We start from the raw sequence: 25,435 nt of genomic DNA, 5'->3' as shown, positions 1-25,435 counted from the left end.
CCGGCCCCCGACCGCGCCGCGTTCAGTGCAGCCCGGTGAGCTGCCAGGCAGCCTCGGCCGAGGCCTCCCGGAAGCCCAGGGCCTCGTTGATCCGCAGCATCCAGGCGTTCTCGCCGGCGTTCCAGGTGTGGACGCGCAGGACGCCGGCCGCGTGCTCGCGCAGCGCCCGGAGGTTGGCGATCTTCACCAGGGTCCCGAGCCGGTGGCCGCGGTGCTCGGCCAGCACGAGGGTGTCCTCCTGCCAGGCGACCTCCGGCAGCCCCGGGTGGTGGTCGAGGCAGGAGTATGCGGCGACCTCACCGGTCCGCCCCTCCAGGGCCACCGTGGTCACGCGCAGCATGCCGCGGGCCGCCAGCGTGCTCTCGACGTAGCGGAGCCGGTCGACGTCCCAGGCCTCCTCGTCGACCTCCAGGGCTCCCATGGGGACGTCGGTCGACATCCGCGAGCAGGCGGCCGCGAGCCCGGCGGCGAGGGAGTCCGGCGCCGGCCCGGCCCAGCTGACCACGTCGTACCCGTCGGCGTGGCGCAGCACCTCGTGCTCGAGCCCCGCCGCGCGCTCGAGACCCTCGTCGACCTCGAGCTGGCTGTGGCGCTCGACCTGCTCCAGCACGAAGCCGAGGTCGAGGAGGGTGGCGGCGTAGCCGTCGTGCTCGACCGCCCCCACGCCGGTGCCCGGCACCAGGACGTCGGGGGCGTGGGGGCGCACGGCCCGGCTCATCGACCACAGCTGCACGGTGGTGCGCCCGTCGGCCACGAGGGCCGGTCGTGCCGCCTCCCACAGTGCGCGCAGGACCACCGAGGGGTCGGCGCCGGGCAGCACGCTCATGCCGCCGCGGGCCACCTCGGTGCTCTCCCGTCGTGGGCGTCGCAGCAGGCAGCTGCCGACGACCCGGTCGCCCTCGCGGGCGAGCAGCAGCTGCTTGGCCTCGTACTCCTGCTGCGCGAGGCCCGCCGCGAGCGTGCCGGGGGACTCGGTGAGGTCGAGGTGCCCCAGGAGGTCGAGGTGGGCGGCGCGCCACATCTCGACGCAGGCGACGATGTCGGGGGAGGGGTCGGTGCCCGTCGGGACCGGGGGGACGTCGGTCACGGAGAGCGGGGCCACCGCCGGGGTCGTCATGGCGGACAGTCTCCGTCGCCGTCCACCGCCGGGCCAACCGGTTCTCGAGAGCCCCCTCAGGTCAGGCGGCCCTCCGCGACGGCGCGCCGGCCGGTGCCCGTCCACCAGGCGGTGAGGGCGGCCAGCCCGAAGGGCACCACGACGAGGTGGGCGTAGATCGCGTAGAGCAGGGCGGTCGCGGACGCGGCACCGCCGTCGGCCCCGAAGAGCACCAGCAGGCCGGCGGTGCCGACCTCGGTCACGCCCAGCCCGCCCGGGGTGACGGCGAGGACGGTGAGGAACTGGCGGAAGGTGTAGGCGCAGATGAGCTCGGCCACCGGCAGGTCGAGGCCGACGACCCGAGCGGCCACCCAGTAGAGGCCGAAGAGGAGGACGAACTGCCCGAGCATGCCCAGCGTCATCGGCAGCCAGCCGGTGCGCACGACCGACTCCGCCCGGGCGCGCTGGTCGGCCACGAGCGCCTCCAGGCGACGTCCTTCGCGGATCCTGCGGCTGAACGGCGAGAGCACCGCGTGGAGCACCCGCGCGACCACCGCGGCCACCCGGTCGGAGGCGATCATGACCACGCAGACGACCACCACCGCGGTGCCGATCGCCCCGGCCAGCGCGGCGCCCGTGATGACCACGCGGGGGGCGTCGATCGGTCCGGCGACGAGCACCAGACAGCCGACGACCGGGAGGAGGACGCGCGCCAGGACGTTCCAGACCGCGGTGACGAGGAAGGAGCTGGAGATCGCGGACTTGGAGAAGCCCCAGGTACGCAGCATCATCCACGAGACCGCCACCCCCACGGCGGCACCCAGCGGGATCAGGTTGGCGATCGTCGCCGACACCGCGTTGATCTTGAGGGCCTGCACGTGCCCCACCCCGGGCAGCGAGCCGAGGACGACCCAGGTGTAGCAGAACAGGCCGGCGACGAGCAGGGCCGCCATGAGCAGCGCGGTGCCGGGGCGCACGCGCCCCAGCTGCGCCCCGATCGCCGCCCAGGAGGTGTCGAGCAGGTAGGGGAGGCCGTAGGCGATGAGCAGCGCGACGAGGACCAGCCCCACCACCGACTGCAGCACCTCCCGGAGGCCGATCCGGGGGAGGGCGGGTGCGGTCTCGCTCACCCGGCCGCGGCCTCGGTCCCGGCCCGCGCGCCCCGGGGCGAGACCAGCCACCACAGGCCGGCGAGGGGGAGGACGAGCGGGAGGAAGAGGTAGCCCTTGCCGTAGACCGACCACACCGTGGCGTCCGGGAACATCTCCGGGGCGACGACGCTCCAGGTGCCGACGACGACCACCCCGACGAGCTCGACGAGCAGCGCGACGACGCTGACCCACCAGGCCGTGCGTCCGCGCATCGACAGCGAGACGAGGATGACGACGTAGACCGCGGCGGCGAAGGCGGACAGCCCGTAGGCCAGCGGGGCCTCGTGCCAGCGGCTGGAGATCTGGGCGACGGACCGCGTGACGGTGCCGATGACGAAGACGAGGTAGAGGGCCAGGATCACGCGGCCGGGGCCGTGCTTGCGGTCGCCCTCGTGGGCGGCGGGGGCCTTCACGTCGTCATCAGCCCCACGCCGTACCAGATCTGGGCGCTGCGGGCGCCCATGACCCCCACGATGAAGGCGGTCGTGGCCAGCACGAAGGTGCTCCAGCGGGTCGGCTCCTGACGGGCCCAGACCAGCGCCAGGACGGGCAGCAGCAGGATGGTCAGGAGGTAGGACCACAGCTCCCAGGCCGGGCCCACCGGGGACTCGCCCGACAGCTGCCGCACGAGGTACCAGGCGCAGTAGGCCACCACGCCGGCCTCCAGCACGACCGTCAGCGCCAGCGTCAGCCGCGTCGGCGGGCGGCCGTTGAGTCCGCTCACCAGGCACAGGAGGGCGAGCGCGAGACCGCCCACCAGGATGGCGACGGTGGGCGGGTCGAGGTAGGCCGAGGAGCCACCGGTCACGGGCGCTCACCCCGGGCGGGAGGACGAGAGGTCACGGCCCCAGCGTAGGCGGCGCTCGCGTCGGCGCGCACCAGGGGCGTCGGCGCGCCCGCCTAGGATGGGAGGTGATGAGCAGCCTCTTCGACCACCTCTCCTTCGACCTCCCGATGCCCTCGATGACGGCTGCCCAGGCCAGCGGTCACCCCGACGAGGCGGTCGACGAGCGGGGCGTGCCCGCCTGGGCGCTGGCCGAGGGGCAGGAGCCGCCGGCGCGGGGGAGCGGGCGCGCCGCCGGGTCCCGCGGCCCCGACGTGGCCGAGCTGCTCGCCGGGCTCAACGGGCCCCAGCGCGAGGCGGTCGTCCACGAGGGCAGCCCGCTGCTCATCGTCGCGGGAGCCGGCTCGGGCAAGACGCGGGTGCTCACGCACCGCATCGCCTACCTGCTGGCCGAGCGCCACGTGCACCCCGGGCAGATCCTGGCGATCACCTTCACCAACAAGGCCGCGGCCGAGATGCGCGAGCGCGTCGCGGCGCTCGTCGGGCCGCGCGCCGCGGCGATGTGGGTGTCCACCTTCCACTCCGCCTGCGTGCGGATCCTGCGCCGCGAGGCGCAGACGGCCGGGCTGCGCTCGTCGTTCTCCATCTACGACGCCGCCGACAGCCAGCGCCTCATGGGCATGGTGATCCGGGACCTCGACCTGGACCCGAAGCGCTATCCGGCGCGGGCCTTCCTGGCCAAGGTGTCGGCGGCCAAGAACGAGCTCGTCGACGAGGAGACCTTCGCCGCCCGCGTCGGCAGCAACGCCTACGAGCAGAAGGTCGCCGAGGCCTACACGCTCTACCAGCGCCGGCTGCGCGCCGCCAACGCCCTCGACTTCGACGACATCATCTCCACGACCGTCCACCTGCTCCAGGCGTTCCCGGACGTGCGCGAGCACTACCGCCGACGGTTCCGGCACGTCATGGTCGACGAGTACCAGGACACCAACCACGCCCAGTACGTCCTCGTCCGCGAGCTCGTCGGGCACGAGGGCGACATCGTCGACGGCGGCGACCGCGCGCTCCCGCCGGCCGAGCTCTGCGTCGTCGGCGACGCCGACCAGTCGATCTACGCCTTCCGGGGCGCGACGATCCGCAACATCGTGGAGTTCGAGGAGGACTACCCCGACGCGCGGACCATCCTGCTGGAGCAGAACTACCGCAGCACCGCCACGATCCTGCGCGCCGCCAACGCCGTCATCGCCCGCAACCCCCGGCGCCGCGACAAGAACCTGTGGACCGACGCGGGGGAGGGGCCCGCGATCATCGGCTACGTGGCCGACAGCGAGCACGACGAGGCCTCCTTCGTCGCCCGGCGCATCGACCAGCTCGCCGACGAGCGCGGCGTGCGCCCCGGCGACGTGGCGGTCTTCTACCGCACCAACGCCCAGTCCCGGGCGCTGGAGGAGGTGCTGGTCCGCACCGGGCTGCCCTACAAGGTGGTCGGCGGCACCCGCTTCTACGAGCGCCGCGAGGTCAAGGACGCCCTGGCCTACCTGCGCGTGCTGGCCAACCCGGCCGACGACGTCAACCTGCGGCGCATCCTCAACACCCCCAAGCGCGGCATCGGCGACCGGGCGGTGGGTGCGGTGACCGCGCTCGCCGAGCGCGAGCGCATCCCGTTCGTCGCGGCGCTCGGCCGGGCCGCGGACGCCCCCGCCATCGCCAGCCGGTCGGTGGCCGCGATCTCGGGCTTCACCGCTCTGCTGGAGGAGCTGGGGGCCCTGGCCGCCGACGACGAGACCGGCGTCGGAGACCTGCTCGAGGCCATCCTCGACCGCACCGGCTACCTCGCCGAGCTGCGGGCCAGCTCCGACCCCCAGGACGAGACCCGGGTGGAGAACCTCGCCGAGCTCGTGGCCGTGGCGCGCGAGTTCGACGAGAACTACCCCGAGGGCGGCCTCGTCGACTTCCTCGAGCAGGTCTCGCTGGTCGCCGACGCCGACGAGATCCCGGAGGGCGACGACGCCAGCGGGGTGGTCACCCTCATGACCCTCCACACCGCCAAGGGCCTGGAGTTCCCGGTCGTCTTCCTCACCGGGCTGGAGGACGGCACCTTTCCGCACCAGCGCAGCCTCGACGACCCCGAGGAGCTGGAGGAGGAGCGCCGGCTGGCCTACGTCGGCATCACCCGTGCCCGGGAGCAGCTCCACCTCTCTCGCGCGGCCAGCCGCGCCGCCTTCGGCGCCCCGCAGTACTACCCGCCCTCGCGCTTCCTCGACGAGATCCCCGACGAGCTGGTCACCTGGGAGCGCACCGATGCCGACCGGTCCAGCTTCGGCGGGCGCCGCTCGGCGGCGGAGGGCCTGGGCTGGGGCGGCGGCTACGGCGGCCGGGGTCGTGGCGGAGCCACCGGCGGGCGCCCCGAGGTGGTGCGCCTCGACCCGCGGGGCAGCGCGCCCCGGCGGCAGCGCTCGGAGGCCGAGGACGCCGAGCTCGAGGCCCTGTCGGCCGGCGACCGCGTCAGCCACGACTCCTTCGGTCTGGGCACCGTCGTGCGCGTGGAGGGCACGGGCAAGCACACGATGGCGCACGTCGACTTCGGCGAGGCCGGGGTCAAGCGGCTGCTCGTCCGTGTCGCCCCCCTGGTCAAGCTGTAGCCGGCCGGGAGGGAGCCGGGGACCGCGGGCAGGACGGGTCCGCGGGCTGCGATATTCTCGGAGCCATGTCCTCTTCACCGCTGCGGGTCGTCGTGGCCAAGCCCGGCCTGGACGGCCACGACCGGGGAGCGAAGGTGGTGGCGCGCGCCCTGCGCGACGCCGGCGTCGAGGTGATCTACACCGGCCTCCACCAGACCCCCGAGCAGATCGTGGCCGCCGCCATCGCCGAGGATGCCGACGCCGTCGGCCTCTCGGTCCTCTCGGGGGCGCACCTGACGCTCTTCAAGCGGGTCGTGGACCTGCTCGCCGAGAACGACGCGAGCGACGTGGTCGTCTTCGGCGGGGGGATCATCCCGGCCGACGACATCCCGCTCCTCAAGGAGATGGGCGTCGCCGAGGTGTTCACCCCCGGGACGAGCACGAGCGACATCACCGCCTGGGTGCACGAGCACCTCGGGCGCGACACAGACTGACCCTCCGTCCGGTCCGGCCCCAGGCCGGGCCGGACGTCGGCGTCCGGGCCACCTTTCGCCACCTCACCTCACCACAACACGATGGGAAACTGACACGTGGACCTGTTCGAGTACCAAGCGCGTGACATGTTCGAGAAGCACGGCGTCCCCGTGCTGGCCGGCGCCACCGCCGACACCCCGGAGGAGGCGCGTGCGGCCGCCGAGCGGATCGGCGAGCTCTCGGGCGGCGTCACCGTCGTCAAGGCGCAGGTGAAGACGGGTGGCCGTGGCAAGGCCGGCGGCGTCAAGGTCGCCAAGAGCCCCGAGGAGGCCGAGCAGCACGCCGCCGCCATCCTCGGCATGGACATCAAGGGCCACACCGTGGGCCGCGTGATGATCGCCCAGGGTGCCAGGATCGCCGAGGAGTACTACTTCTCCGTGCTGCTCGACCGCGCCAACCGCTCGCTGCTGGCCATGTGCTCCAAGGAGGGCGGCATGGAGATCGAGCAGCTCGCCGTGGAGCGCCCCGAGGCCCTCGCCCGCGTCGAGGTCGACGCCAACACCGGCATCGACGAGGCCAAGGCCCGGCAGATCGTGGAGCAGGCCGGCTTCGACACCGAGACCGCCGCCAAGATCGTCCCGGTCCTGCAGAAGCTGTGGCAGGTCTACCGCGACGAGGACGCCACGCTGGTCGAGGTCAACCCCCTCGTCAAGACCGAGGACGGCGAGATCGTCGCGCTCGACGGCAAGGTCACCCTCGACGGCAACGCCGACTTCCGCCACCCGGACCACGCCGAGCTCGAGGATAAGGCCGCCACCGACCCGCTCGAGGCGCAGGCCAAGGAGCTCGGTCTCAACTACGTCAAGCTCGACGGCAACGTCGGCATCATCGGCAACGGCGCGGGTCTGGTCATGTCCACCCTCGACGTCGTCGCCTACGCCGGCGAGGACTACACCGGCGGCGTCGCCAAGCCGGCCAACTTCCTCGACATCGGTGGTGGCGCCTCGGCCGAGGTCATGGCCAACGGCCTGCACGTCATCCTCGGCGACAGCCAGGTGAAGTCGGTCTTCGTCAACGTCTTCGGCGGCATCACCGCCTGCGACGCGGTCGCCAACGGCATCGTCGCGGCGCTGGACATCCTGGGCGACGACGCCACCAAGCCGCTGGTCGTCCGCCTGGACGGCAACAACGTGGAGGAGGGCCGACGGATCCTCGCCGAGGCCAACCACCCCCTCGTCACCATCGAGGAGACCATGGACGGCGCCGCCCGCAAGGCCGCCGAGCTGGCCGCCAAGTAAGCCCCCCGACGAGACCGAACGAAGGACTAGAGACTCCTATGGCAATCTTCCTCGACGACAGCTCCAAGGTCATCGTCCAGGGCATGACCGGCTCCGAGGGTATGAAGCACACCCAGCGGATGCTCACCTCCGGCACCCAGGTGGTCGGCGGTGTCAACCCCCGCAAGGCGGGCCAGCAGGTCGAGTTCGAGGGCGGCGCGTCCGTCCCCGTCTTCGGCTCCGTGGCCGAGGCGATGGAGGCCACCGGCGCGAACGTGTCGGTCGTCTTCGTCCCGCCGAAGTTCGCCAAGGACGCGGTGATCGAGGCGGTCGACGCCCAGATCCCGCTCCTCGTGGTGATCACCGAGGGCATCGCGGTGCGCGACACCGCCGAGTTCTGGGCCTACGCCCGCGACAAGGGCACGACCCGCATCGTCGGCCCGAACTGCCCCGGCCTCATCAGCCCCGGCAAGTCCAACGCCGGCATCATCCCGGCCGACATCGCCGGCCCCGGCCGCATCGGCCTGGTGTCCAAGTCCGGCACGCTGACCTACCAGATGATGTACGAGCTGCGCGAGATCGGCTTCTCCACCGCCGTCGGCATCGGTGGTGACCCGATCATCGGCACCACGCACATCGACTGCCTCCAGGCGTTCCAGGACGACCCCGAGACCGACGCGATCGTCATGATCGGCGAGATCGGCGGCGACGCCGAGGAGCGGGCCGCGGCCTACATCAAGGAGCACGTGACCAAGCCGGTCGTCGGTTACGTCGCGGGCTTCACCGCCCCCGAGGGCAAGACCATGGGCCACGCCGGCGCCATCGTCTCCGGCTCCTCGGGCACCGCGGCCGCCAAGAAGGAGGCCCTCGAGGCCGCCGGCGTCAAGGTCGGCAAGACCCCGTCCGAGACCGCCGAGCTCATGCGTCAGGTCATCGCCTCGCTCGGCTGAGCGCGCACGACGCACGTCGCCGACGGGCGGCACCCGCGACCGCGGGTGCCGCCCGTCGGCGCGTCCGGCGCGCCTCCCGGGACGCCGGGCGAGGCCGGGTGACCATGGGACGGTCATGACCTTGCTGCAGCGAACCGAGCCGGCTCCCGGGGGGAGCGCCGCCCCGCAGCCCGGGCGGTCCTCCCTGTCGTCCCTGACCCTCGCCCGCGTGGCGGAGCTCGCGGTCGCCGCGCTCGCCGGCGTGGTCTGCGTCCTCCTGGGCGTGGTGGCCGTGGCCCTGCCCACGGTGGTGGCCTGGATCGCCGACGAGCGCAGCACGGCGGGCTTCTGGCAGACGCTGGGTGCGGCGGTCGACGTCTGGGCGCTGGCGCACCGCGCCGAGATCCGCACCCCTGACGCCGACGTCGTGCTGGCCCCGCTCCTGCTCACGGCGCTGCCGCTGCTCATCTGCTGGTGGGCCGCGCGGCAGGTGGTCCTCAACCGGGACGAGATGTTCGCCCGGGTGCCCGTCATCGGCGGCTGGCGTGCCGCGTGGCACGCCCTGGGCGGGTCCGACGCCTCGGCCTTCGTGCTCGGCTACCTCGTCGCGGGGCTGGTCGTCGGCCACGCCACCAGCTTCGGCCTCGCGCCGGTCTTCCTCCCCAGCCTGGTGACGGGGGCGGTGCTCGTGCCGCTGGTCGCCGTCGTCCTGGTGTGGTGGGCCGAGCACCGGCGCGAGCAGCACCCCGCCGTCTCCGGCGGGCTGCGCTGGGTGGAGGCGCGCACCCCCGTGCTGCTGCGCCGGGCGCTGCCCGCCGCGGGCGAGGCCCTGGTCGGGCTGACGGCCGCCACCCTGCTCCTCGTCCTCGGGCTGCTGCTCGTCCGCTGGGAGCGCGTCCTCACCCTCTACGGCGCCCTCGACGCCGGGGTGGTGGGCACCTCCGTGCTCACCCTCGGCCAGCTGCTCGCGCTGCCCAACCTCATGGTGTGGGCCCTCGGGTGGCTGACGGGGGCCGGCGTCACGGTCGGGACCGTCCACGTGGGCTGGTCCTCCTCCAGCGCCGGCGACCTCCCCCTCCTACCCGTGCTCGGAGCCCTGCCGGAGCCCGGCACGCTGCCGCCCCTCCTGTGGGGCGGCGTGCTCGTGCCCGTCCTCGCGGGATGCTGGCTGGGCCACCGGGCCGCCCGTGCGGCCTCGCGGCTGTCCACCTGGTGGACCAAGACGCAGATCGCCCTCCTGGGCTCGCTCCTGGTCGCCGCGACCGGTCTGCTGCTGGGCTGGCTGGCCACGGGCGGACTGACGCCCGGCCTGCTGGGCACCGTCGGCGTCGCCCCGCTGCTCATGGCCGGCCTCCTCCTGCTCGAGGTCGGGGGCGGGGCGGTGCTGGCCGCCAGCGCCAGCCACCTGCTGGCCCGCCGCCGGGTCCGGGTCCGCTGACGTCTCCCGGTGCCCCTGCACGCCTAGACTTCCGGGCGTGAACCTCGCCGCCCGCGCGCCCGTCGTCGTGCTCGTCTCCGGATCGGGAACCCTGCTGCAGGCCCTGCTCGACGCGACCGACGACCCCGCCTATCCCGTCGAGGTCGTCGCCGTCGGTGCGGACCGCGACGGCATCGCGGGCCTGGAGCGTGCCCGCTCCCGCGGCATCGCGACCTTCGTCGTGCCCCTGCGCGCCCACCCCGACCGGGCGGCCTGGGACGCGGCACTGGCCGACGCGATCGCCGCCCACGGGCCCGCCCTCGTCGTCTCGGCGGGCTTTCTGAAGATCCTCGGCCCGGAGGTCCTGGGCCGCTTTCCGGTCGTCAACACCCACCCGGCGCTGCTGCCCAGCTTTCCGGGCGCCCACGCGGTGCGTGACGCCCTCGCCTACGGGGTCACGGTCACCGGCTGCACCCTGCACGAGGTGGACGCGGGCGTGGACACCGGCCCGATCATCGCCCAGCGGGCGGTCGAGGTGCTGCCGGAGGACACCGAGGAGAGCCTCCACGAACGCATCAAGACCGTCGAGCGGGCCCTGCTCGTCGAGGAGCTGCCGCGGCTGCTGGGCCGGCGGGACGTCGGGGCCCCGACGGGCGACTAGACTGGCCCCACACGACTGGCGCGGGTGGGACACCACCGGGGAGTGACGATCGTGGGCATCGCCCGCCTGGGTGCCCATCCCGAGCTGCCGACCTCCGAGGAGCCCCCGTGTCCGTTCCCGACCGCCGCCCCGTCCGCCGCGCCCTGGTGTCCGTCTACGACAAGACCGGGCTGGAGGAGCTCGTCACGGCCCTGCACGCCGCCGGCGTCGCCGTCGTCTCCACCGGGTCCACCGCCTCGCGGGTCGAGGCCGCCGGCGTGCCCGTCACCCGCGTCGAGGAGCTGACCGGCTTCCCCGAGTGCCTCGACGGCCGCGTCAAGACCCTGCACCCCCGGGTGCACGCGGGCATCCTGGCCGACACCACCAACGCCGACCACGTCGCGCAGCTCGAGGAGCTCGGCGTCGAGCCCTTCGACCTCGTGGTCTGCAACCTCTACCCCTTCACCGACACCGTGATGTCGGGCGCGGGCCAGGACGAGTGCGTCGAGCAGATCGACATCGGCGGTCCCTCGATGGTGCGCGCCGCCGCCAAGAACCACCGCAGCGTCGCCGTGGTCACCAGCCCCACGGCCTACCCGCAGGTGGTGGAGGCCGTGACGGCCGGGGGCTTCACGCTCGACGCGCGCCGCCGGCTCGCGGCCGAGGCCTTCGTGCACACGGCCACCTACGACGTCGCCGTCGCCTCCTGGATGGGCAACGTGGTCAGCGACACGAGCGAGGGCACGGGCTTCCCGGCCTGGGTCGGCGCGACCTGGGACAAGAAGGCCGTGCTGCGCTACGGCGAGAACCCGCACCAGGCGGCCGCCCTCTACGTCGACGGCTTCGCGCCGGTCCCGGGCCTGGCCCAGGCGGAGCAGCTGAACGGCAAGGAGATGTCCTACAACAACTACATCGACGCCGACGCCGCCCGGCGCGCCGCGCACGACCACGGCGACCAGCCGACCGTCGCGATCATCAAGCACGCCAACCCCTGCGGCATCGCGGTCGGCGCGGACGTCGCCGAGGCCCACCGCAGGGCCCACGCCTGCGACCCCGTGTCCGCCTTCGGCGGCATCGTCGCGACCAACCGCCCCGTGACGCTGGCGATGGCCGAGCAGCTCAAGGACATCTTCACCGAGGTCGTCGTCGCCCCCGACTACGACGCCGACGCGCTCGAGCTGCTCCGGACCAAGAAGAACCTGCGCCTGCTGCGCGCCGCGTCCCCGGCCCGCGCCGGCACCGAGATCCGCCCGATCTCCGGCGGCCTGCTCATGCAGGTCCTCGACACCGTCGAGGCCGAGGTCGTGGACGGCGGCGACGACGCCTCCCGCTGGCGACTCGTGACCGGCGAGCCCGCCGACGAGGCCACCCTGGCCGACCTGCAGTTCGCCTGGCGGGCCGTGCGCGCCACCAAGTCCAACGCGATCCTGCTGGCCTCCGAGGGCGCCAGCGTCGGCATCGGTATGGGGCAGGTCAACCGGGTCGACTCCTGCCACCTCGCGGTCGACCGGGCGGGGGAGCGGGCCGCGGGCTCGGTCGCCGCCTCCGACGCCTTCTTCCCCTTCGCCGACGGCCTGCAGGTGCTGCTGGACGCCGGGGTGCGCGCGGTCGTGGCCCCGGGCGGTTCGATCCGGGACGAGGAGGTCGTCGCCGCCGCGGCTGCCGCGGGCGTGACGATGTACTTCACCGGCACCCGCCACTTCGCGCACTGACCGGTCGATAGAGTCGACGACATGAGCGCGACGATCCTGGACGGCAAGGCCGTCCTGGCCACGATCAAGGACGAGCTGCGGGCCCGTCTGCAGGTGCTGGCGGAGCGGGGCGTCGTCCCCGGCCTCGGCACGGTGCTGGTCGGCGACGACCCGGCGAGCAGCTGGTACGTCGGGGCCAAGCACCGCGACTGCGCCGAGATCGGCATCGCCAGCCTGCGCGAGGACCTGCCGGCCGGCAGCACCCTCGAGGACGTGCTGGCCGTGGTCGACCGGCTCAACGCCGACCCGGCGTGCACCGCCTTCCTCGTGCAGCAGCCGACCGGCCTGGACGAGTTCGCGATCCTCTCGCGGGTCGACCCGCTCAAGGACGTGGACGGCCTGCACCCGGTCAACCTGGGCTCGCTGGTGATGAACACGCCGGCGCCGCTGCCCTGCACCCCGGTCGGCGTCGTGGAGCTGCTCCGCCGCTACGACGTGCCGCTCGACGGCGCCGAGGTGGTCGTCGTGGGCCGCGGCCTGACGGTGGGGCGCCCGCTCGGGCTGATCCTGACCCGTCGCTCCGAGAACGCCACGGTGACGCTGTGCCACACCGGCACCCGCGACCTGGCCGCCCACACGCGGCGGGCCGACGTCGTCGTCGCGGCTGCCGGCGTCCCCGACCTCATCACCCCGGACATGGTCCGGCCCGGTGCGGCGGTCGTCGACGTGGGGGTCGCGCGGCGCGACGGCAAGATCGCCGGTGACGTCCACCCCGACGTCGCCGAGGTCGCCGGCTGGCTCTCGCCCAACCCGGGCGGCGCCGGACCGATGACGCGGGCGATGCTGCTCACCAACGTCGTGGAGGCCGCCGAGCGGGCCGCCGGGGTGACGGTCGCACCGGCGTGACCGACGACGGCGACGTGCTCCCGGGGTCCGAGCACGGCCCCCTCGACGACGACCCGGAGGCCGAGCGCCGGGCCGCCGCGCCGCGGCAGCCGCTCGGCGTCTGGTGGGTCGGCGTGATCGGCCTGGCGGTCGCCGGCGTGCTGCTGGTCACCGAGAACCTCCGCCTCTACGGCTATGCCGTCGGCGCGACCATGGGCGTGCTGGCGCTGCTGCGGGCGGTGCTGCCGGACGCGCGGGCCGGCGGCCTCGCCGTCCGCGGGCGCTGGGTCGACGTGACCGCGATGGCGCTGCTGGGCGCGGCCGTGGCCGTGCTCGCCTCGACGCTGCGTCTGGGCTGACCGCCCCCACCGAGCGGCGCCCGGCACGTCGCCGCTCCCTGCGGCACGGCATACGCCTGGACGCAGGACGGGCCCCCTCCCGAGCGGGAGGGGGCCCGTCCGACCAGCGGGTGCCGGTGTCAGCCGATGAGGCCGAGCGAGGTGACGGCCTCGCGCTCCTCGGCGAGCTCGGCCACCGAGGCGTCGATCTTGCCGCGGGAGAAGTCGTCGATCTCCAGGCCCTGGACGATCTCGTAGCTGCCGCCGGAGGTGGTCACCGGGAAGGAGCTGATGAGGCCCTCGGCGACGCCGTAGGAGCCGTCCGAGCGGACCGCCATCGACACCCAGTCGCCCTCGGCGGAGCCGAGCAGCCAGTCGCGGGTGTGGTCGATGGTGGCGGAGGCCGCGGAGGCGGCGGAGGAGGACCCGCGGGCCTCGATGATCGCGGCGCCGCGCTTGGCGACGGTCGGGATGAAGGTGTTCTCCAACCAGTCCTGGTCGCCCACGACCTCGGCGGCGTTGCGGCCGCCGACCTCGGCGTGGAAGAGGTCGGGGTACTGGGTGGCGGAGTGGTTGCCCCAGATGGTCATGTGACGGATGTCGGTGACGGGCGCGCCGACCTTGGCCGCGAGCTGGGCAATGGCCCGGTTGTGGTCCAGGCGGGTCAGCGCGGAGAAGCGCTCCGTCGGGATGTCGGGGGCGTTGCTCATCGCGATGAGCGCGTTGGTGTTGGCCGGGTTGCCGGTCACCGTGATGCGGATGTCGTCGGCCGCGTGGTCGTTGAGGGCCCGGCCCTGGGCGGTGAAGATCGCACCGTTGGCCTCGAGCAGGTCGCCCCGCTCCATGCCCTTGGTGCGCGGGCGGGCGCCCACGAGCAGCGCGACGTTGGCACCGTCGAAGATGACGTTGGGGTCGTCGCCGATCTCGACGCCGGCCAGCGCGGGGAAGGCGCAGTCGTCCAGCTCCATGACGACGCCCTCGAGCGCCTTGAGCGCCGGCGTGATCTCCAGCAGCCGCAGCTCGACCGGGGTGTCCTTGCCCAGCAGCTCGCCGGAGGCGATCCGGAAGAGGAGGCTGTAGCCGATCTGACCGGCGGCGCCGGTGACGGCCACCTTGACGGGAGTGCTCATGTGCGGTGCCCTTCGTTCGGGGACGGGTGGATCGGGTGCGTCCCGGAGCACGCGACAGCCCCGGTTCTGCTAGCCGACGCTAGCACCGCCGGGACCGTGCTCCCGAGCCGGTCCGCCCTCCGGGGCCGGGGGAGTGGCACGTCACCCCGGCGCCGACTAACGTGACCGGCGACCGGCCGGGCGTGCGCCCGCGCGGGCGCGAGCGCGCCGGGTCGTGGAGGAAGGGAGCATCGGCGTGGGGTTCTTCGACAGGGTCAAGGACGCGCTGACCGGGGCCGACCGCGCGCGCCGGGAGCGCGAGCAGGAGAGCGGCGCCGAGCAGGCCCCGAGGGCGTCGGTCGAGCGGGCCCCCGCAGAGGCCGCCGCGGGGGGCCCGACTCCCGCGGGGACCACGGGCCCCGTCGCGGGAGACGTCGCGCAGGCCGCCGTCGAGGAGTCGGCCGGCCGCGAGGCGGGCCCCGGCCCCGCGAGCGACGACGCCGGCACCCACACGGTGGTCCGCGGCGACACCCTCGCCGCCGTCGCCGAGCGCCACGGCGTCGACCGCGACCGGCTGGCCGAGGCCAACGGCATCGACAACCCCGACCTGATCTACCCCGGCCAGGTCCTGCGGCTGCCCCGCGACTGACCGGCGGGATCCGCCGGCCTCTCCGGACGGCAGGTAGGGTGACGAGCGTGACCAGCCCTGGCCAGGCCGACCAGCCCGACCCGACGACCTCGCCCGTGGTCGGGGTGGCCCTGCCGGTCCCCGAGCCGTGGGGGAGCTATCTCCAGCAGCTGCGGGTGGCCTACGGCGAGGACCGGGCCCAGCACATCCCCACCCACATCACCCTCATGCCGCCGACGCCGGTGGCCCCCGAGCAGGTGGACCCGCTGCGCCAGCACCTGGCCCGGGTGGCGGCCGGCCATGCCGCCTTCGAGGTGCTGCTGCGCGGCACCGGCACCTTCCGCCCGGTCTCGGACGTGGTCTACGTCCAGGTCGCGCAGGGCGTGTCCAGCTGCGAGCGGCTCGAGCGCGCCGTCCGCAGTGGTCCGGTCGACCGGGCCCTGGAGTTCCCCTACCACCCGCACGTGACGATCGCCCACGACCGGCCGGAGCCGGTCCTGGAGCGCGCCTTCTCCGACCTCGAGGCGTTCAGCTGCGCCTTCACGGCCGACGCCTTCCGCCTCTACCTGCACTCCGGCGACGGGGTCTGGCGCGTGGAGGCGGAGTTCGCGCTGGAGGGCTGAGCGGAGGCCGTCAGGCCACCGAGACCGTGGCGCCGCCCATCGCCGTGACGTAGTGGTCGAGCAGCTGGTCCACGAGCGCGGGCCAGGACCGCTCCACGACCCGGCGCCGCGCCTCCTGGCCCATCGCCCTGCGGCGGTCGCCCGCCTCCCGGGCCGCGAGCGGGGCGACCGTGGCGGCCAGGTCGCCCGGGCGGTCCGGGTCGAAGAGGTCGCCGGTCACCCCGACGTCGACGAGGTCGAGGGGGCCGCCACGGGCCGGGGCCACCACCGGCAGGCCCGCCGCCGCGGCCTCCTGCAGGGTCTGCCCGAAGGTCTCGCGGGTGCCGGTGTGCACGAAGAGGTCGAAGGCGCCGTAGGCCCGGGCCAGGTCGAGCCCCTCGCGCCGGCCGAGGAAGGCGGCGCCCGGGAGCGATGCCTCCAGCTGCTCGCGGCTGGGGCCCTCGCCGACCAGCACGAGCCGGGCGCCCGGCAGGCGGGCGATCTCGGCGAGGCGGTGCAGCTCCTTCTCCGGGGCCAGCCGTCCGACGTAGCCGAGCAGCACCTCGCCGTTCGGTGCCAGGCTCCGGCGCAGCGCCTCGGTCTCCGGGTCGGTGCGGTGGTCGGGGTGGAAGAGGTCGGCGTCCACCCCGCGGCCCCACAGCGCGACCCGCGCCACGTCGTGGGCGCGCAGGTCCTCCAGGGCCGAGGTGCTCGGCGCCAGCGTGAGGTCGGCCTGCTGGTGGATGCGGCGGATCCAGCGCCAGGCCGCCCGGGCGGTGAGGTTGCCCGCCGGCCCCGAGTGCTGCCGGATGTAGGAGGGCATGTCGGTCTGGTAGATGGCCACCGACGGGATGTCGAGGGCCCGGGCGGCGGTCAGCCCGCGCACCCCCAGCACGAAGGGCGACGCCACGTGCATCACGTCGGGACGGAAGCGGTGCAGGACCGTCTCGAGCTCGTAGGACGGCAGGCCCACCCGGAACTGGCGCACGGGGACGCTGGTCACGGTGTGGACGGGGAAGCCGGCGTAGCGCTCGGGGGTGGCGGTCGGGCTCCACGGGCTGGTGCCGGGAGCGACGACCAGGGCGTCGTGACCACGGGCCCGCAGGTTCTCCAGCACCTTGCAGACGCTGGTCGTCACGCCGTTGAGCGCCGGCAGGAACGACTCGGTGACGATGGCCACGCGCACCCGCTCGGGACGACCGCCCGCGCTCGTCGCCGTCGTGCCGGTCCCGGGGGCGCGCCGCCCGGCCAACGGGTGACCGAGACCGTCGCGCAGACGGCGGCCCACCTCCCGGGCCGACCGCGCGGGGGAGGTGCTGGACGGCTGGCGGGCCGTCAGGTCAGGTCCTCCCGTCCCAGCCTCTGGAGCGTGGCCACGACGCCCTTGACGTCCTGGCAGTGCTCACGGGTGGTGACCAGGAGCGCGTCCGGGGTGTCGACCACGACCACGTCGGGCACGCCCAGGGTGACGACGGTCCGGCCTCCGTGCGCGGCCACGATCCCGGTGGACCCCTCGTTGACGACGAGGTGCCGGTCACCCAGGACCGTCAGCGCACCCGGGTCGCCGGTCTCGGCGAGGATCGTGGCGAGCGCCGCGAAGTCGCCCACGTCGTCCCAGGCGAAGGGCGCCGGCACGACGGCGACCCGGCCGGCCCGGGCCGCCGGCTCGGCGACGGCGTGGTCGATCGAGATGCGGCGCAGCGCGGGCCAGCGCTCGGCCAGCGAGGTGGGATGCGCCGCGATCTGGCGCAGCTCATCGACCATCCGGGGGTCGGAGGCCTCGAGCAGCTCGAGCAGAACCGAGGCGCGGACCACGAAGATGCCGGCGTTCCACAGGTGGCTGCCCCCCTCGAGATAGCCGCGGGCGGTCGCCTCGTCGGGCTTCTCGACGAAGGCCTCGACGTGGTGGGCGTCGGGGGCGCCGGGGACCGTGCGCGCGTCGCCGACGCGGATGTAGCCGAAGCCGGTCGCGGGATAGGTCGGGGTGATCCCGAGCGTCACGAGCGAACCGGTGCGGGCGACCGCGACCGCCTGCCGCACGCGGTCGGCGAAGACGTCGAGGTCGCCGACGACGTGGTCGGCCGCGAAGGAGCCGAGCACCGCGTCGGGGTCGCGCCGCTCCAGCACCGCGGCGGCCAGACCGATGGCCGGCATGGAGTCGCGGGGCGCGGGCTCGAGGAGCAGGTTCTCCGGGAGCAGGTCGGGCAGCTGCTCGCGCACGGCGGTGGCGTGGCGCACCCCGGTGACGACCATCACCCGCTCACCGGCCAGGGGGCGCAGCCGGTCGACCGTCGCCTGCAGCATCGAGCGGCCGGTGCCGGCGAGGTCGTGCAGGAACTTGGGGGAGGACGCGCGGGAGAGCGGCCACAACCGTGTCCCGGCACCACCGGCCGGGACCACGGCGGTGAAGCCGTCCAGGTCGCTCGGGTCCGGTCCGGTCAGTGCCACGCGGCCCAGTCTAGGGTTGGCGGCATGGCCCCGTCGTCCGACCCGCTGACCTCGACGAACCCCGCCGCCCGGGTGCGGCGGGCCGCCCGTGCCGCTGCGAGCACGGCCTACTCCGGCGCGGTCCGGCCCCTGCTCGGGCGCACCGACGCCGAGACCGCCCACCACGGCACCGTCGTCGCCGCCCAGCTGCTCGGCGCCGCCTGGCCGGGTCGCGTGCTCGCCGCCGCGGGCGGGTATGCCGTGGGACCGGTCGTGGGGGAGGACGCCGGGGTCGAGCTGCTCGGGCTGCGCTTCCCGCACCGCATCGGTCTGGCGGCCGGCATGGACAAGGACGGTCGCGGGGTGGCGACGTGGGGCGCGCTCGGCTTCGGGCACGTCGAGCTCGGCACCGTCACCGCGCTGGCCCAGCCCGGCAACCCGCGGCCCCGGCTCTTCCGGCTGCCCCACACCCGCGCCGTCGTCAACCGGATGGGCTTCAACAACCAGGGCGTGCACGCCCTGGCCCGCCGCCTCCGCGCCGCGCGCGAGGCCGGCCTGGTGTCGATCCCGGTCGGCGTGAGCATCGGCAAGAGCAAGGTCACGCCCGTCGAGGAGGCGGTCGGCGACTACCTGACGTCGGTGGCGGCGCTGGAGGGCCTGGCGGACTACCTCGCGGTCAACGTCTCCAGCCCCAACACCCCCGGCCTGCGCTCGCTGCAGGACGCCGGGCCGCTGTCCGAGCTGCTCACCGCCGTGATCGGGGCTGCGGGCGGCACCCCGGTCCTGGTCAAGCTCGCGCCCGACCTCACCGACAGCGCCCTCGACGAGGCCCTGGAGGTGGCGATCGCCGCCGGCGCGAGCGGGGTCATCGCGACCAACACCACGCTGTCGCGCGAGGGCGTCGACCCCCGCGAGCGCACGAGGGCCGAGGCGGAGGCCGGGGGCCTGTCGGGCGCACCGCTGACGCTGCGCGCCCGCGAGGTCGTGTCCCACGTGGCCTCCCGCACCTCGCTGCCCGTCATCGGCGTGGGCGGGGTCATGACGGGTGACGACGCCCGCGCGCTGATCGACGCCGGTGCCAGCCTCGTGCAGCTCTACACCGGACTCGTCTACGCCGGGCCCACCCTCGTGGCCGACGCCGTGGAGGCGACGGCCGCGGCGGGCCGGAGCGGTCGAGGGGGCTCGCCGGCGCCGCAGTAGGCTGCCCCCATGGCTGAGTCGACGACGGAGTCCGGGCTGCCCATCAAGGCCGTCTACGGACCGGAGGACCTCGAGGGCTTCGACCCCCGGACCGCGCTCGGGGCACCGGGCGACTACCCGTTCACGCGCGGGGTCTACCCGACGATGTACACCGGGCGGCCCTGGACGATGCGCCAGTACGCCGGGTTCGGCACCGCCGCGGAGTCCAACGCCCGCTACAAGGAGCTGGTGGCCAACGGCACCGGCGGCCTCTCGGTGGCCTTCGACCTGCCCACCCAGATGGGCTACGACTCCGACCACCCGCTCGCCTCCGGCGAGGTCGGCAAGGTCGGCGTGGCCATCGACTCCGTCGAGGACATGCAGGTGCTCTTCGACGGGCTGCCGCTCGACGAGGTCTCCACCTCGATGACGATCAACGCGCCGGCGGCCTCGCTGCTGCTCATGTACCAGCTGGTCGCCGAGAGCAACGGCATCCCCGCCAGCAAGCTCACCGGCACGATCCAGAACGACGTGCTCAAGGAGTACATCGCCCGGGGGACCTACATCTACCCGCCGGCCGAGTCGCTGCGCCTGATCAGCAACATCTTCGCCTACTGCCGCGAGGAGATCCCGCGGTGGAACACCATCTCGATCTCCGGCTACCACATGGCCGAGGCCGGGGCGACGCCCGCGCAGGAGATCGCCTTCACGCTGGCCAACGCCAAGGCCTACGTCCAGGCCGCGGTCGACGCCGGCCTGGCGGTCGACGACTTCGCCCCCCGCCTGTCCTTCTTCTTCGTCGCGCGCACCACGCTGCTGGAGGAGGTCGCGAAGTTCCGCGCGGCCCGCCGCATCTGGGCGCGGATCATGAAGGAGGAGTTCGGGGCGCAGAACCCCAAGTCGATGATGCTGCGCTTCCACACCCAGACCGCCGGTGTGCAGCTCACCGCCCAGCAGCCCGAGGTCAACCTGGTCCGCGTCGCCCTGCAGGGCCTGGCGGCCGTGCTCGGCGGCACCCAGTCGCTGCACACCAACAGCTTCGACGAGGCGATCGCGCTGCCCACGGCCAAGGCCGCCCGTCTGGCGCTGCGCACCCAGCAGGTGCTCGCCTACGAGACCGACGTCACCCGCACCGTCGACCCGTTCGCCGGCTCCTACGTCGTGGAGTCGCTCACCGACGACCTCGAGGAGGCGGCGATGGAGCTCATCCGCGCCGTCGACGACCGCGGCGGCGCCGTCCACGCCATCGAGCAGGGCTTCCAGAAGAGCGAGATCGAGCGCTCCGCCTACGAGACCGCCCTGCAGATCGACGACGGCAAGCGCGTCGTCGTCGGCCAGAACCGCTACACGATCGACGAGGAGGAGCACTACGAGCCGCTCCGCGTCGACCCGGCCATCGAGGCCCAGCAGGCCGAGCGCCTCGAGCGGCTGCGCGCCGAGCGCGACAACGACGCGGTCGCCCGCCACCTCGAGGAGCTCCGCACCGCCGCGAAGGGCACCGACAACGTCCTCCCGCCGATGCGCGAGGCCCTCCGCGCCCGCGCCACCGGTGGCGAGGTCGCCGACGCGCTGCGCGAGGTCTGGGGCCAGCACACCCCGCGCGAGACCTTCTGACGCCGGAGGGTATGACGTGCCCGGCGGCACGTCATACCATCCGCCGCCGTCGTCCGGCCGGGGGAGGCGGGCACGCCGATGTACCCTGGAAGACGCCGCACGCCGACGTCGCGGGGCCGCGCGCCGCACCGACAGGTCGGCGCCGACGCTCGACCGGGCCCCGTGGCAGCGTCCGCGGCGCCGCCCGACCCCCAGCCCGACGCCCGACGACCCTGCCGTGAAGTGAGCCCGTGACCGCCGAGACCACCCGCCTGCCGAGCCGCCCCGCCCCCGGGACCGCGTCGTCCGGGCGCGCCGGTGACCTCCTGCAGCGGCTCAGCGCCGAGGTGGACGCCCGGTCCGAGGAGCTCCTGGAGCTGCGGCGCGACCTGCACCGGCACCCCGAGCTGTCCTGGCACGAGCTGCGCACCACCTCGCTGCTGACCGACCGGCTCACCGACGCCGGCATCGCGGTCACCCCGCTGCCCGGCACCGGTGTGCTCGCCGACCTCGGCGCCCCGGAGCCGAAGGTGCGTATCGCGCTGCGCGCCGACCTGGACGCGCTCCCTCTCGACGAGGTCACCGGGCTGCCCTTCGCCTCGGCCACCCCGGGCGTGTGCCACGCCTGCGGCCACGACGTGCACACCGCCGGCGTCCTGGGCGCGGGCCTGGCGCTCAAGGCGGTCGAGGACGAGCTCGTCCAGCGCGGGATCGCGGTGCGGCTGATCTTCCAGCCGGCCGAGGAGAGCATGCCCGGAGGGGCGCTCGCCGTCATGAAGCACGGCGGACTGCAGGGCGTCGACCGGCTGCTGGCCGTGCACTGCGACCCCACCGTGGACGTCGGCACCGTCGGGCTGCGCGTCGGCCCGATCACCGCGGCCTCCGACTCGGTCCACGTCGTCCTCACCGGGTCGGGCGGCCACACCTCCCGCCCGCACCTGACCCAGGACCTCACCTACGCCCTGGGCAAGGTCGTCACCGACGTGCCCGCCGTGCTCTCGCGCCGACTCGACCCCCGCTCGGCCGCGACCCTGGTCTGGGGCATCGTGCGCAGCGGCTCGGCGCCCAACATCATCCCGACGCAGGCCGAGGCCATCGGCACCCTGCGCATCCTCGACTCCGAGACCTGGGACGCCACCGGCGACCTCGTCGAGGAGGTCGTCCGTGCGGTCGTGGCCCCCTACGGCGTGAAGGCCACCGTCCGCCACACCAAGGGTGTCCCGCCGGTGGACAACGACAACGGCGCGGTCGTGGCCCTCTCGCGTGCCGCGATGAGCCTGCTCGGTCCCCAGTCGGTCGTCCCGACCAAGCAGTCCATGGGCGGGGAGGACCTCGGCTGGTACCTCACCGAGGTGCCCGGCGCGATGGCCCGCCTCGGCACCCGCACCCCGGGCGGGCGCACCCACGAGCTGCACCAGGCCGACCTCGTCGTGGACGAGCGCAGCCCGCTCGTCGCGGCGCGGCTGCTCGCCGGGGCCGTGCTCACCTCCGTGGGCCCCGACGGCCTCGTCTGACCGGACGTCGAGCACCCCTGCCGGCGGGGTCCCCGAGCCTGCCCGGAGGGTCCCTCGCGGGGTCCCCCGGCGGCCGAAGTACGACGCCGTGTCACAGATTGGTCACATAGCCCGGAGACGGTCCCTACCAGCAGGTACGGGGCGGTAGCATCGAATCGCACGCCTTATCACAGCTCACGAAGGAGTTCCACGTGCGTTCGGTTCTGAAGCTTGCGGCCCTGGGTGCGGCCGCCTCTCTTGCGCTGGCCGCATGCGGCGACGCCCCCGACGACACCTCGGGCGACACCCCCACCACCGCCGACTCCGGCCCTGACAGCACCGCGGAGGAGACCGACGACACCGAAGGCACCGCCGGCGGCGACGTCAGCGACTTCCAGGCCTGCATGGTCTCCGACTCCGGCGGTTTCGACGACCAGTCCTTCAACCAGTCCGGCAAGGAGGGTCTCGACGCGATCGCCGAGGAGCTGGGCATCGAGACCACCGAGGTCGAGTCCCAGTCCGACGCCGACTACGCCACCAACGTCGGCAACCTGGTCACCCAGGGTTGCGACCTGACGATCGGCGTCGGCTTCCTGCTCGAGGACGCCATCCAGCAGGCGGCCGAGCAGAACCCCGACAGCAACTTCGCGCTGATCGACTCCGGCTTCTCGGACGAGAACTTCGCGCCCGTCGAGATCGACAACGCCAAGCCGCTGCTGTTCAACACCGCCGAGGCATCCTTCCTCGCCGGCTACCTGGCCGCGGGCGTGAGCGAGTCCGGCACCGTCGCCACCTTCGGTGGCCTGCAGATCCCCTCCGTCGCGATCTTCATGGACGGCTTCGCCGACGGCGTCGCGAAGTACAACGAGGACAACGGCACCGACGTCAAGGTCCTCGGCTGGGACAAGGAGGCCCAGACGGGCTCCTTCTCCGGTGACTTCGAGAACCAGTCGCAGGGCCAGACCCTGACCGAGCAGTTCCTCGCCCAGGGCGCGGACGTCATCATGCCGGTCGCCGGCCCGGTCGGCCTGGGTGCCGCCGCCGCCGTCTCCGAGGCCGACGGCGCCAAGCTGATCTGGGTCGATTCCGACGGCTACCTCACCGCTTCCGAGTACGGCGAGTACATGCTCACCTCCGTGATGAAGGGCATCGGCGCCGCCGTCCAGGACACCGTCCGCGAGGCCGCCAACGGCAACTTCACCAACGAGCCCTACGTCGGCACGCTGGAGAACGAGGGCGTCGGCCTGGCCCCGTTCCACGACTTCGAGAGCGAGGTCCCGCAGGAGCTCGTCGACAAGATCGAGGAGTACAAGCAGCAGATCATCTCCGGCGAGCTCGTGATCGAGACGCCGAACGCCCCCTGACCAGGGCTGACGGACTGACCCACGGTCTGTCCTGACACACCGTGCAGCGGCCCGGCCCCTCGGGGCCGGGCCGCTACGCTGTCCTCCCAACAGGCGGGTCCTCGCCCGTCGTCCACCGCCCGTGAGGTGTGTATGAAGCAGGTACTGCCATGAAGCTCGAGCTGCGGGGCATCACCAAGGTGTTCGGCCCCCTGGTGGCCAACGACCACATCGACCTGGTCGTCGAACCGGGCGAGATCCACGCCCTCCTCGGCGAGAACGGCGCGGGCAAGAGCACGTTGATGAACGTCCTCTACGGGCTCTACGACCCGGACGACGGACAGATCCTGCTCGACGACCGGCCGGTCACCTTCAAGGGCCCGGGCGACGCGGTCGCCGCCGGCATCGGCATGGTCCACCAGCACTTCATGCTCGTCCCGGTGTTCACCGTCGCGGAGTCGGTGGCCCTGGGCTACGAGCCCACCGGCACGCTGGGGGCGCTGCGCCTCGACGAGGCCCGCAAGCGGGTCCGCGAGATCTCCGAGCGCTTCGGCTTCGACGTCGACCCCGACGCGCTCGTCGAGGACCTCCCGGTCGGCGTCCAGCAGCGCGTGGAGATCATCAAGGCGCTCTCCCGTGACGCGCAGGTGCTCATCCTCGACGAGCCCACCGCGGTGCTGACGCCGCAGGAGACCGACGAGCTCATCGGCATCATGCGCGAGCTCAAGGAGGCCGGCACCTCCATCGTCTTCATCACCCACAAGCTGCGCGAGGTGCGCGCGATCGCCGACCGGATCACCGTCATCCGGCGCGGCAAGGTCGTCGGCGAGGCCAGCCCGACCTCGACCGAGACCGATCTCGCCTCGCTCATGGTCGGCCGCTCCGTCAGCCTGACCGTCGACAAGGCCCCGGCCAACCCCGGCGAGGCCGCCTTCCAGGTGGAGAACCTCACGGTCGTCGGGCCCACCGGCTCGGTGCTCGTCGACGACGTCTCCTTCGAGGTCCGCTCCGGCGAGATCCTCTGCATCGCCGGTGTCCAGGGCAACGGCCAGACCGAGCTCGCCGAGACGATCCTCGGGCTGGAGCAGGCGCACTCGGGCCGCATCACGCTCGACGGCAAGGACCTGCTCCCGCTGTCGGTCCGCGAGCGGCTGCGCGCCGGCCTGGGCTTCGTCCCCGAGGACCGCTCCACCGACGGTGTCATCTCGAGCTTCTCCATCGCCGAGAACCTCATCCTCGACATCTACGACACCGAGCCCTTCGCGCGCGGCATCACGATGAGCCCGGCCAAGGTGGCCGCCAACGCCGTGCACCGCACCGAGGAGTTCGACGTCCGCTACACCGACGTGCAGGACCCGATCTCCACCCTCTCCGGCGGCAACGCCCAGAAGGTCGTGCTGGCCCGCGAGATGTCGCGGCCGCTGCGGCTCTTCGTGGCCTCCCAGCCGACCCGTGGTCTGGACGTCGGCTCGATCGAGTTCGTCCACAAGCGGGTCGTGCGCGAGCGCGACGAGGGCACGCCGTGCATCATCGTCTCGACCGAGCTCGACGAGGTCCTCAACCTCGCCGACCGGATCGCGGTGATGTACCGCGGCCGGATCGTCGGCATCGTCGACGTGGCCGCCGAGGAGGGCGGCGTCAACCGCGACATGCTCGGCCTGATGATGGCCGGCGTGCCCATGGACGAGGCGCGTGCCCAGGCCGCGGAGCACCACTCCGTGCTCGGCCAGGCCGACCTGGAGGAGGAGACCCCGTGAC

Annotated in this window: 23 protein-coding genes and 1 riboswitch; of the genes, 16 read left to right on the top strand and 7 right to left on the bottom strand. The window is 73.7% G+C overall.

Features of this window, described 5'->3' with window-relative positions; all coding sequences use genetic code 11:
- Positions 1-22: 22 nt before the first annotated feature.
- From FB476_RS11760 to FB476_RS11745, 4 genes are read right to left on the bottom strand one after another with little or no spacing between them, the layout of a single operon-like run.
- Positions 23-1,117, bottom strand: coding sequence for a GNAT family N-acetyltransferase (locus tag FB476_RS11760; protein WP_141818993.1), 1,095 nt, complete (start codon positions 1,115-1,117; stop codon positions 23-25).
- A gap of 56 nt (positions 1,118-1,173) precedes the next feature.
- Complete coding sequence (locus tag FB476_RS11755) at positions 1,174-2,226, bottom strand: lysylphosphatidylglycerol synthase transmembrane domain-containing protein (RefSeq protein WP_170233607.1); 1,053 nt, start codon at positions 2,224-2,226, stop codon at positions 1,174-1,176.
- A complete protein-coding gene (locus tag FB476_RS11750; protein ID WP_141818989.1) occupies positions 2,223-2,660 on the bottom strand; it encodes a hypothetical protein in 438 nt (145 codons plus the stop codon). The genes FB476_RS11755 and FB476_RS11750 overlap by 4 nt, the downstream gene beginning before the upstream one ends.
- On the bottom strand, positions 2,657-3,055 hold the full coding sequence (locus tag FB476_RS11745; RefSeq protein WP_141818987.1) for a hypothetical protein: 399 nt from the start codon (positions 3,053-3,055) through the stop codon (positions 2,657-2,659). The genes FB476_RS11750 and FB476_RS11745 overlap by 4 nt, the downstream gene beginning before the upstream one ends.
- A 107-nt stretch (positions 3,056-3,162) precedes the next feature.
- Here FB476_RS11745 and pcrA point away from each other — a divergent pair, with 107 nt between their 5' ends.
- The 9 genes from pcrA (at position 3,163) to FB476_RS11700 (ending at position 13,324) form a co-directional block, all read left to right on the top strand.
- Positions 3,163-5,673, top strand: coding sequence for a DNA helicase PcrA (pcrA, locus tag FB476_RS11740; RefSeq protein WP_141818986.1), 2,511 nt, complete (start codon positions 3,163-3,165; stop codon positions 5,671-5,673).
- A 65-nt stretch (positions 5,674-5,738) separates the two neighbouring features.
- Positions 5,739-6,146 (top strand): coenzyme B12-dependent isobutyryl CoA mutase small subunit, encoded by a 408-nt coding sequence (locus tag FB476_RS11735; RefSeq protein WP_141818984.1) that lies wholly within the window; start codon positions 5,739-5,741, stop codon positions 6,144-6,146.
- A gap of 96 nt (positions 6,147-6,242) precedes the next feature.
- On the top strand, positions 6,243-7,424 hold the full coding sequence (gene sucC, locus FB476_RS11730) for an ADP-forming succinate--CoA ligase subunit beta (RefSeq protein WP_141818982.1): 1,182 nt from the start codon (positions 6,243-6,245) through the stop codon (positions 7,422-7,424).
- A gap of 38 nt (positions 7,425-7,462) precedes the next feature.
- The gene (gene sucD / locus FB476_RS11725; protein ID WP_141818980.1) at positions 7,463-8,353 is read left to right on the top strand and encodes a succinate--CoA ligase subunit alpha; all 891 of its coding nucleotides are present in this window, start codon (positions 7,463-7,465) and stop codon (positions 8,351-8,353) included.
- 208 nt (positions 8,354-8,561) lie between these two features.
- Positions 8,562-9,770, top strand: a complete 1,209-nt coding sequence (locus FB476_RS16500) for a cell division protein PerM (RefSeq protein ID WP_170233606.1) — start codon at positions 8,562-8,564, stop codon at positions 9,768-9,770.
- Between the two features lie 37 nt (positions 9,771-9,807).
- Entirely contained in the window at positions 9,808-10,410 is a 603-nt protein-coding gene (gene purN, locus FB476_RS11715; protein ID WP_141818978.1) for a phosphoribosylglycinamide formyltransferase, read from the top strand.
- A gap of 1 nt (position 10,411) precedes the next feature.
- Positions 10,412-10,489, top strand: a riboswitch (ZMP/ZTP riboswitch).
- 28 nt (positions 10,490-10,517) lie between these two features.
- Entirely contained in the window at positions 10,518-12,101 is a 1,584-nt protein-coding gene (gene purH, locus FB476_RS11710; RefSeq protein ID WP_141818976.1) for a bifunctional phosphoribosylaminoimidazolecarboxamide formyltransferase/IMP cyclohydrolase, read from the top strand.
- Positions 12,102-12,122: 21 nt separating this feature from the next.
- Complete coding sequence (locus FB476_RS11705; RefSeq protein ID WP_141818974.1) at positions 12,123-12,986, top strand: bifunctional methylenetetrahydrofolate dehydrogenase/methenyltetrahydrofolate cyclohydrolase; 864 nt, start codon at positions 12,123-12,125, stop codon at positions 12,984-12,986.
- Positions 12,983-13,324: a DUF3017 domain-containing protein gene (locus FB476_RS11700; RefSeq protein ID WP_170233605.1), complete on the top strand. Its 342-nt coding sequence runs from the start codon at positions 12,983-12,985 to the stop codon at positions 13,322-13,324. Before FB476_RS11705 ends, FB476_RS11700 begins: the two co-directional genes overlap by 4 nt.
- A gap of 119 nt (positions 13,325-13,443) precedes the next feature.
- Here FB476_RS11700 and FB476_RS11695 read toward each other — a convergent pair whose 3' ends face one another.
- Positions 13,444-14,433, bottom strand: a complete 990-nt coding sequence (locus FB476_RS11695) for a malate dehydrogenase (RefSeq protein ID WP_141818970.1) — start codon at positions 14,431-14,433, stop codon at positions 13,444-13,446.
- A 235-nt stretch (positions 14,434-14,668) separates the two neighbouring features.
- Between FB476_RS11695 and FB476_RS11690 the strand changes: the two genes are divergently transcribed.
- Together FB476_RS11690 and FB476_RS11685 are read left to right on the top strand one after the other, a co-directional pair.
- Complete coding sequence (locus FB476_RS11690) at positions 14,669-15,061, top strand: LysM peptidoglycan-binding domain-containing protein (protein ID WP_202876971.1); 393 nt, start codon at positions 14,669-14,671, stop codon at positions 15,059-15,061.
- Positions 15,062-15,108: 47 nt separating this feature from the next.
- Positions 15,109-15,663, top strand: coding sequence for a 2'-5' RNA ligase family protein (locus FB476_RS11685; RefSeq protein WP_202876970.1), 555 nt, complete (start codon positions 15,109-15,111; stop codon positions 15,661-15,663).
- 10 nt (positions 15,664-15,673) lie between these two features.
- Here FB476_RS11685 and FB476_RS11680 read toward each other — a convergent pair whose 3' ends face one another.
- Both FB476_RS11680 and FB476_RS11675 read right to left on the bottom strand, forming a co-directional pair.
- Positions 15,674-16,828: a glycosyltransferase family 4 protein gene (locus tag FB476_RS11680; protein WP_141820245.1), complete on the bottom strand. Its 1,155-nt coding sequence runs from the start codon at positions 16,826-16,828 to the stop codon at positions 15,674-15,676.
- Between the two features lie 149 nt (positions 16,829-16,977).
- Positions 16,978-18,090, bottom strand: a complete 1,113-nt coding sequence (locus FB476_RS11675) for a mannose-1-phosphate guanylyltransferase (protein WP_141818966.1) — start codon at positions 18,088-18,090, stop codon at positions 16,978-16,980.
- A gap of 24 nt (positions 18,091-18,114) precedes the next feature.
- Between FB476_RS11675 and FB476_RS11670 the strand changes: the two genes are divergently transcribed.
- From FB476_RS11670 to FB476_RS11650, 5 genes are all read left to right on the top strand, one after another.
- Positions 18,115-19,269 (top strand): quinone-dependent dihydroorotate dehydrogenase, encoded by a 1,155-nt coding sequence (locus FB476_RS11670; RefSeq protein ID WP_141818964.1) that lies wholly within the window; start codon positions 18,115-18,117, stop codon positions 19,267-19,269.
- A 9-nt stretch (positions 19,270-19,278) separates the two neighbouring features.
- Positions 19,279-20,862, top strand: a complete 1,584-nt coding sequence (locus FB476_RS11665) for an acyl-CoA mutase large subunit family protein (RefSeq protein WP_141818962.1) — start codon at positions 19,279-19,281, stop codon at positions 20,860-20,862.
- Between the two features lie 230 nt (positions 20,863-21,092).
- Positions 21,093-22,355, top strand: a complete 1,263-nt coding sequence (locus FB476_RS11660) for an amidohydrolase (RefSeq protein ID WP_420359360.1) — start codon at positions 21,093-21,095, stop codon at positions 22,353-22,355.
- Positions 22,356-22,546: 191 nt separating this feature from the next.
- On the top strand, positions 22,547-23,698 hold the full coding sequence (locus FB476_RS11655; RefSeq protein ID WP_141818960.1) for a BMP family lipoprotein: 1,152 nt from the start codon (positions 22,547-22,549) through the stop codon (positions 23,696-23,698).
- A 149-nt stretch (positions 23,699-23,847) separates the two neighbouring features.
- The gene (locus tag FB476_RS11650) at positions 23,848-25,434 is read left to right on the top strand and encodes an ABC transporter ATP-binding protein (protein WP_141818958.1); all 1,587 of its coding nucleotides are present in this window, start codon (positions 23,848-23,850) and stop codon (positions 25,432-25,434) included.
- Position 25,435 lies beyond the last annotated feature (1 nt).

It is taken from the genome of Ornithinimicrobium humiphilum (assembly GCF_006716885.1).
Taxonomy (GTDB): Bacteria; Actinomycetota; Actinomycetes; order Actinomycetales; family Dermatophilaceae; genus Ornithinicoccus; species Ornithinicoccus humiphilus.
This window is presented reverse-complemented; position numbering and strand designations above follow the sequence as displayed.

Excerpts from the sequence above, each read along its gene's own strand:
- FB476_RS11760 (WP_141818993.1), bottom strand. The coding sequence starts at position 1,117 with ATGACGACCCCGGCGGTGGCCCCGCTCTCCGTGACCGACGTCCCCCCG.
- pcrA (WP_141818986.1), top strand. The coding sequence starts at position 3,163 with ATGAGCAGCCTCTTCGACCACCTCTCCTTCGACCTCCCGATGCCCTCG.
- FB476_RS11735 (WP_141818984.1), top strand. The coding sequence starts at position 5,739 with ATGTCCTCTTCACCGCTGCGGGTCGTCGTGGCCAAGCCCGGCCTGGAC.
- sucD (WP_141818980.1), top strand. The coding sequence starts at position 7,463 with ATGGCAATCTTCCTCGACGACAGCTCCAAGGTCATCGTCCAGGGCATG.
- FB476_RS11705 (WP_141818974.1), top strand. The coding sequence starts at position 12,123 with ATGAGCGCGACGATCCTGGACGGCAAGGCCGTCCTGGCCACGATCAAG.
- FB476_RS11695 (WP_141818970.1), bottom strand. The coding sequence starts at position 14,433 with ATGAGCACTCCCGTCAAGGTGGCCGTCACCGGCGCCGCCGGTCAGATC.
- FB476_RS11670 (WP_141818964.1), top strand. The coding sequence starts at position 18,115 with ATGGCCCCGTCGTCCGACCCGCTGACCTCGACGAACCCCGCCGCCCGG.
- FB476_RS11665 (WP_141818962.1), top strand. The coding sequence starts at position 19,279 with ATGGCTGAGTCGACGACGGAGTCCGGGCTGCCCATCAAGGCCGTCTAC.
- FB476_RS11650 (WP_141818958.1), top strand. The coding sequence starts at position 23,848 with ATGAAGCTCGAGCTGCGGGGCATCACCAAGGTGTTCGGCCCCCTGGTG.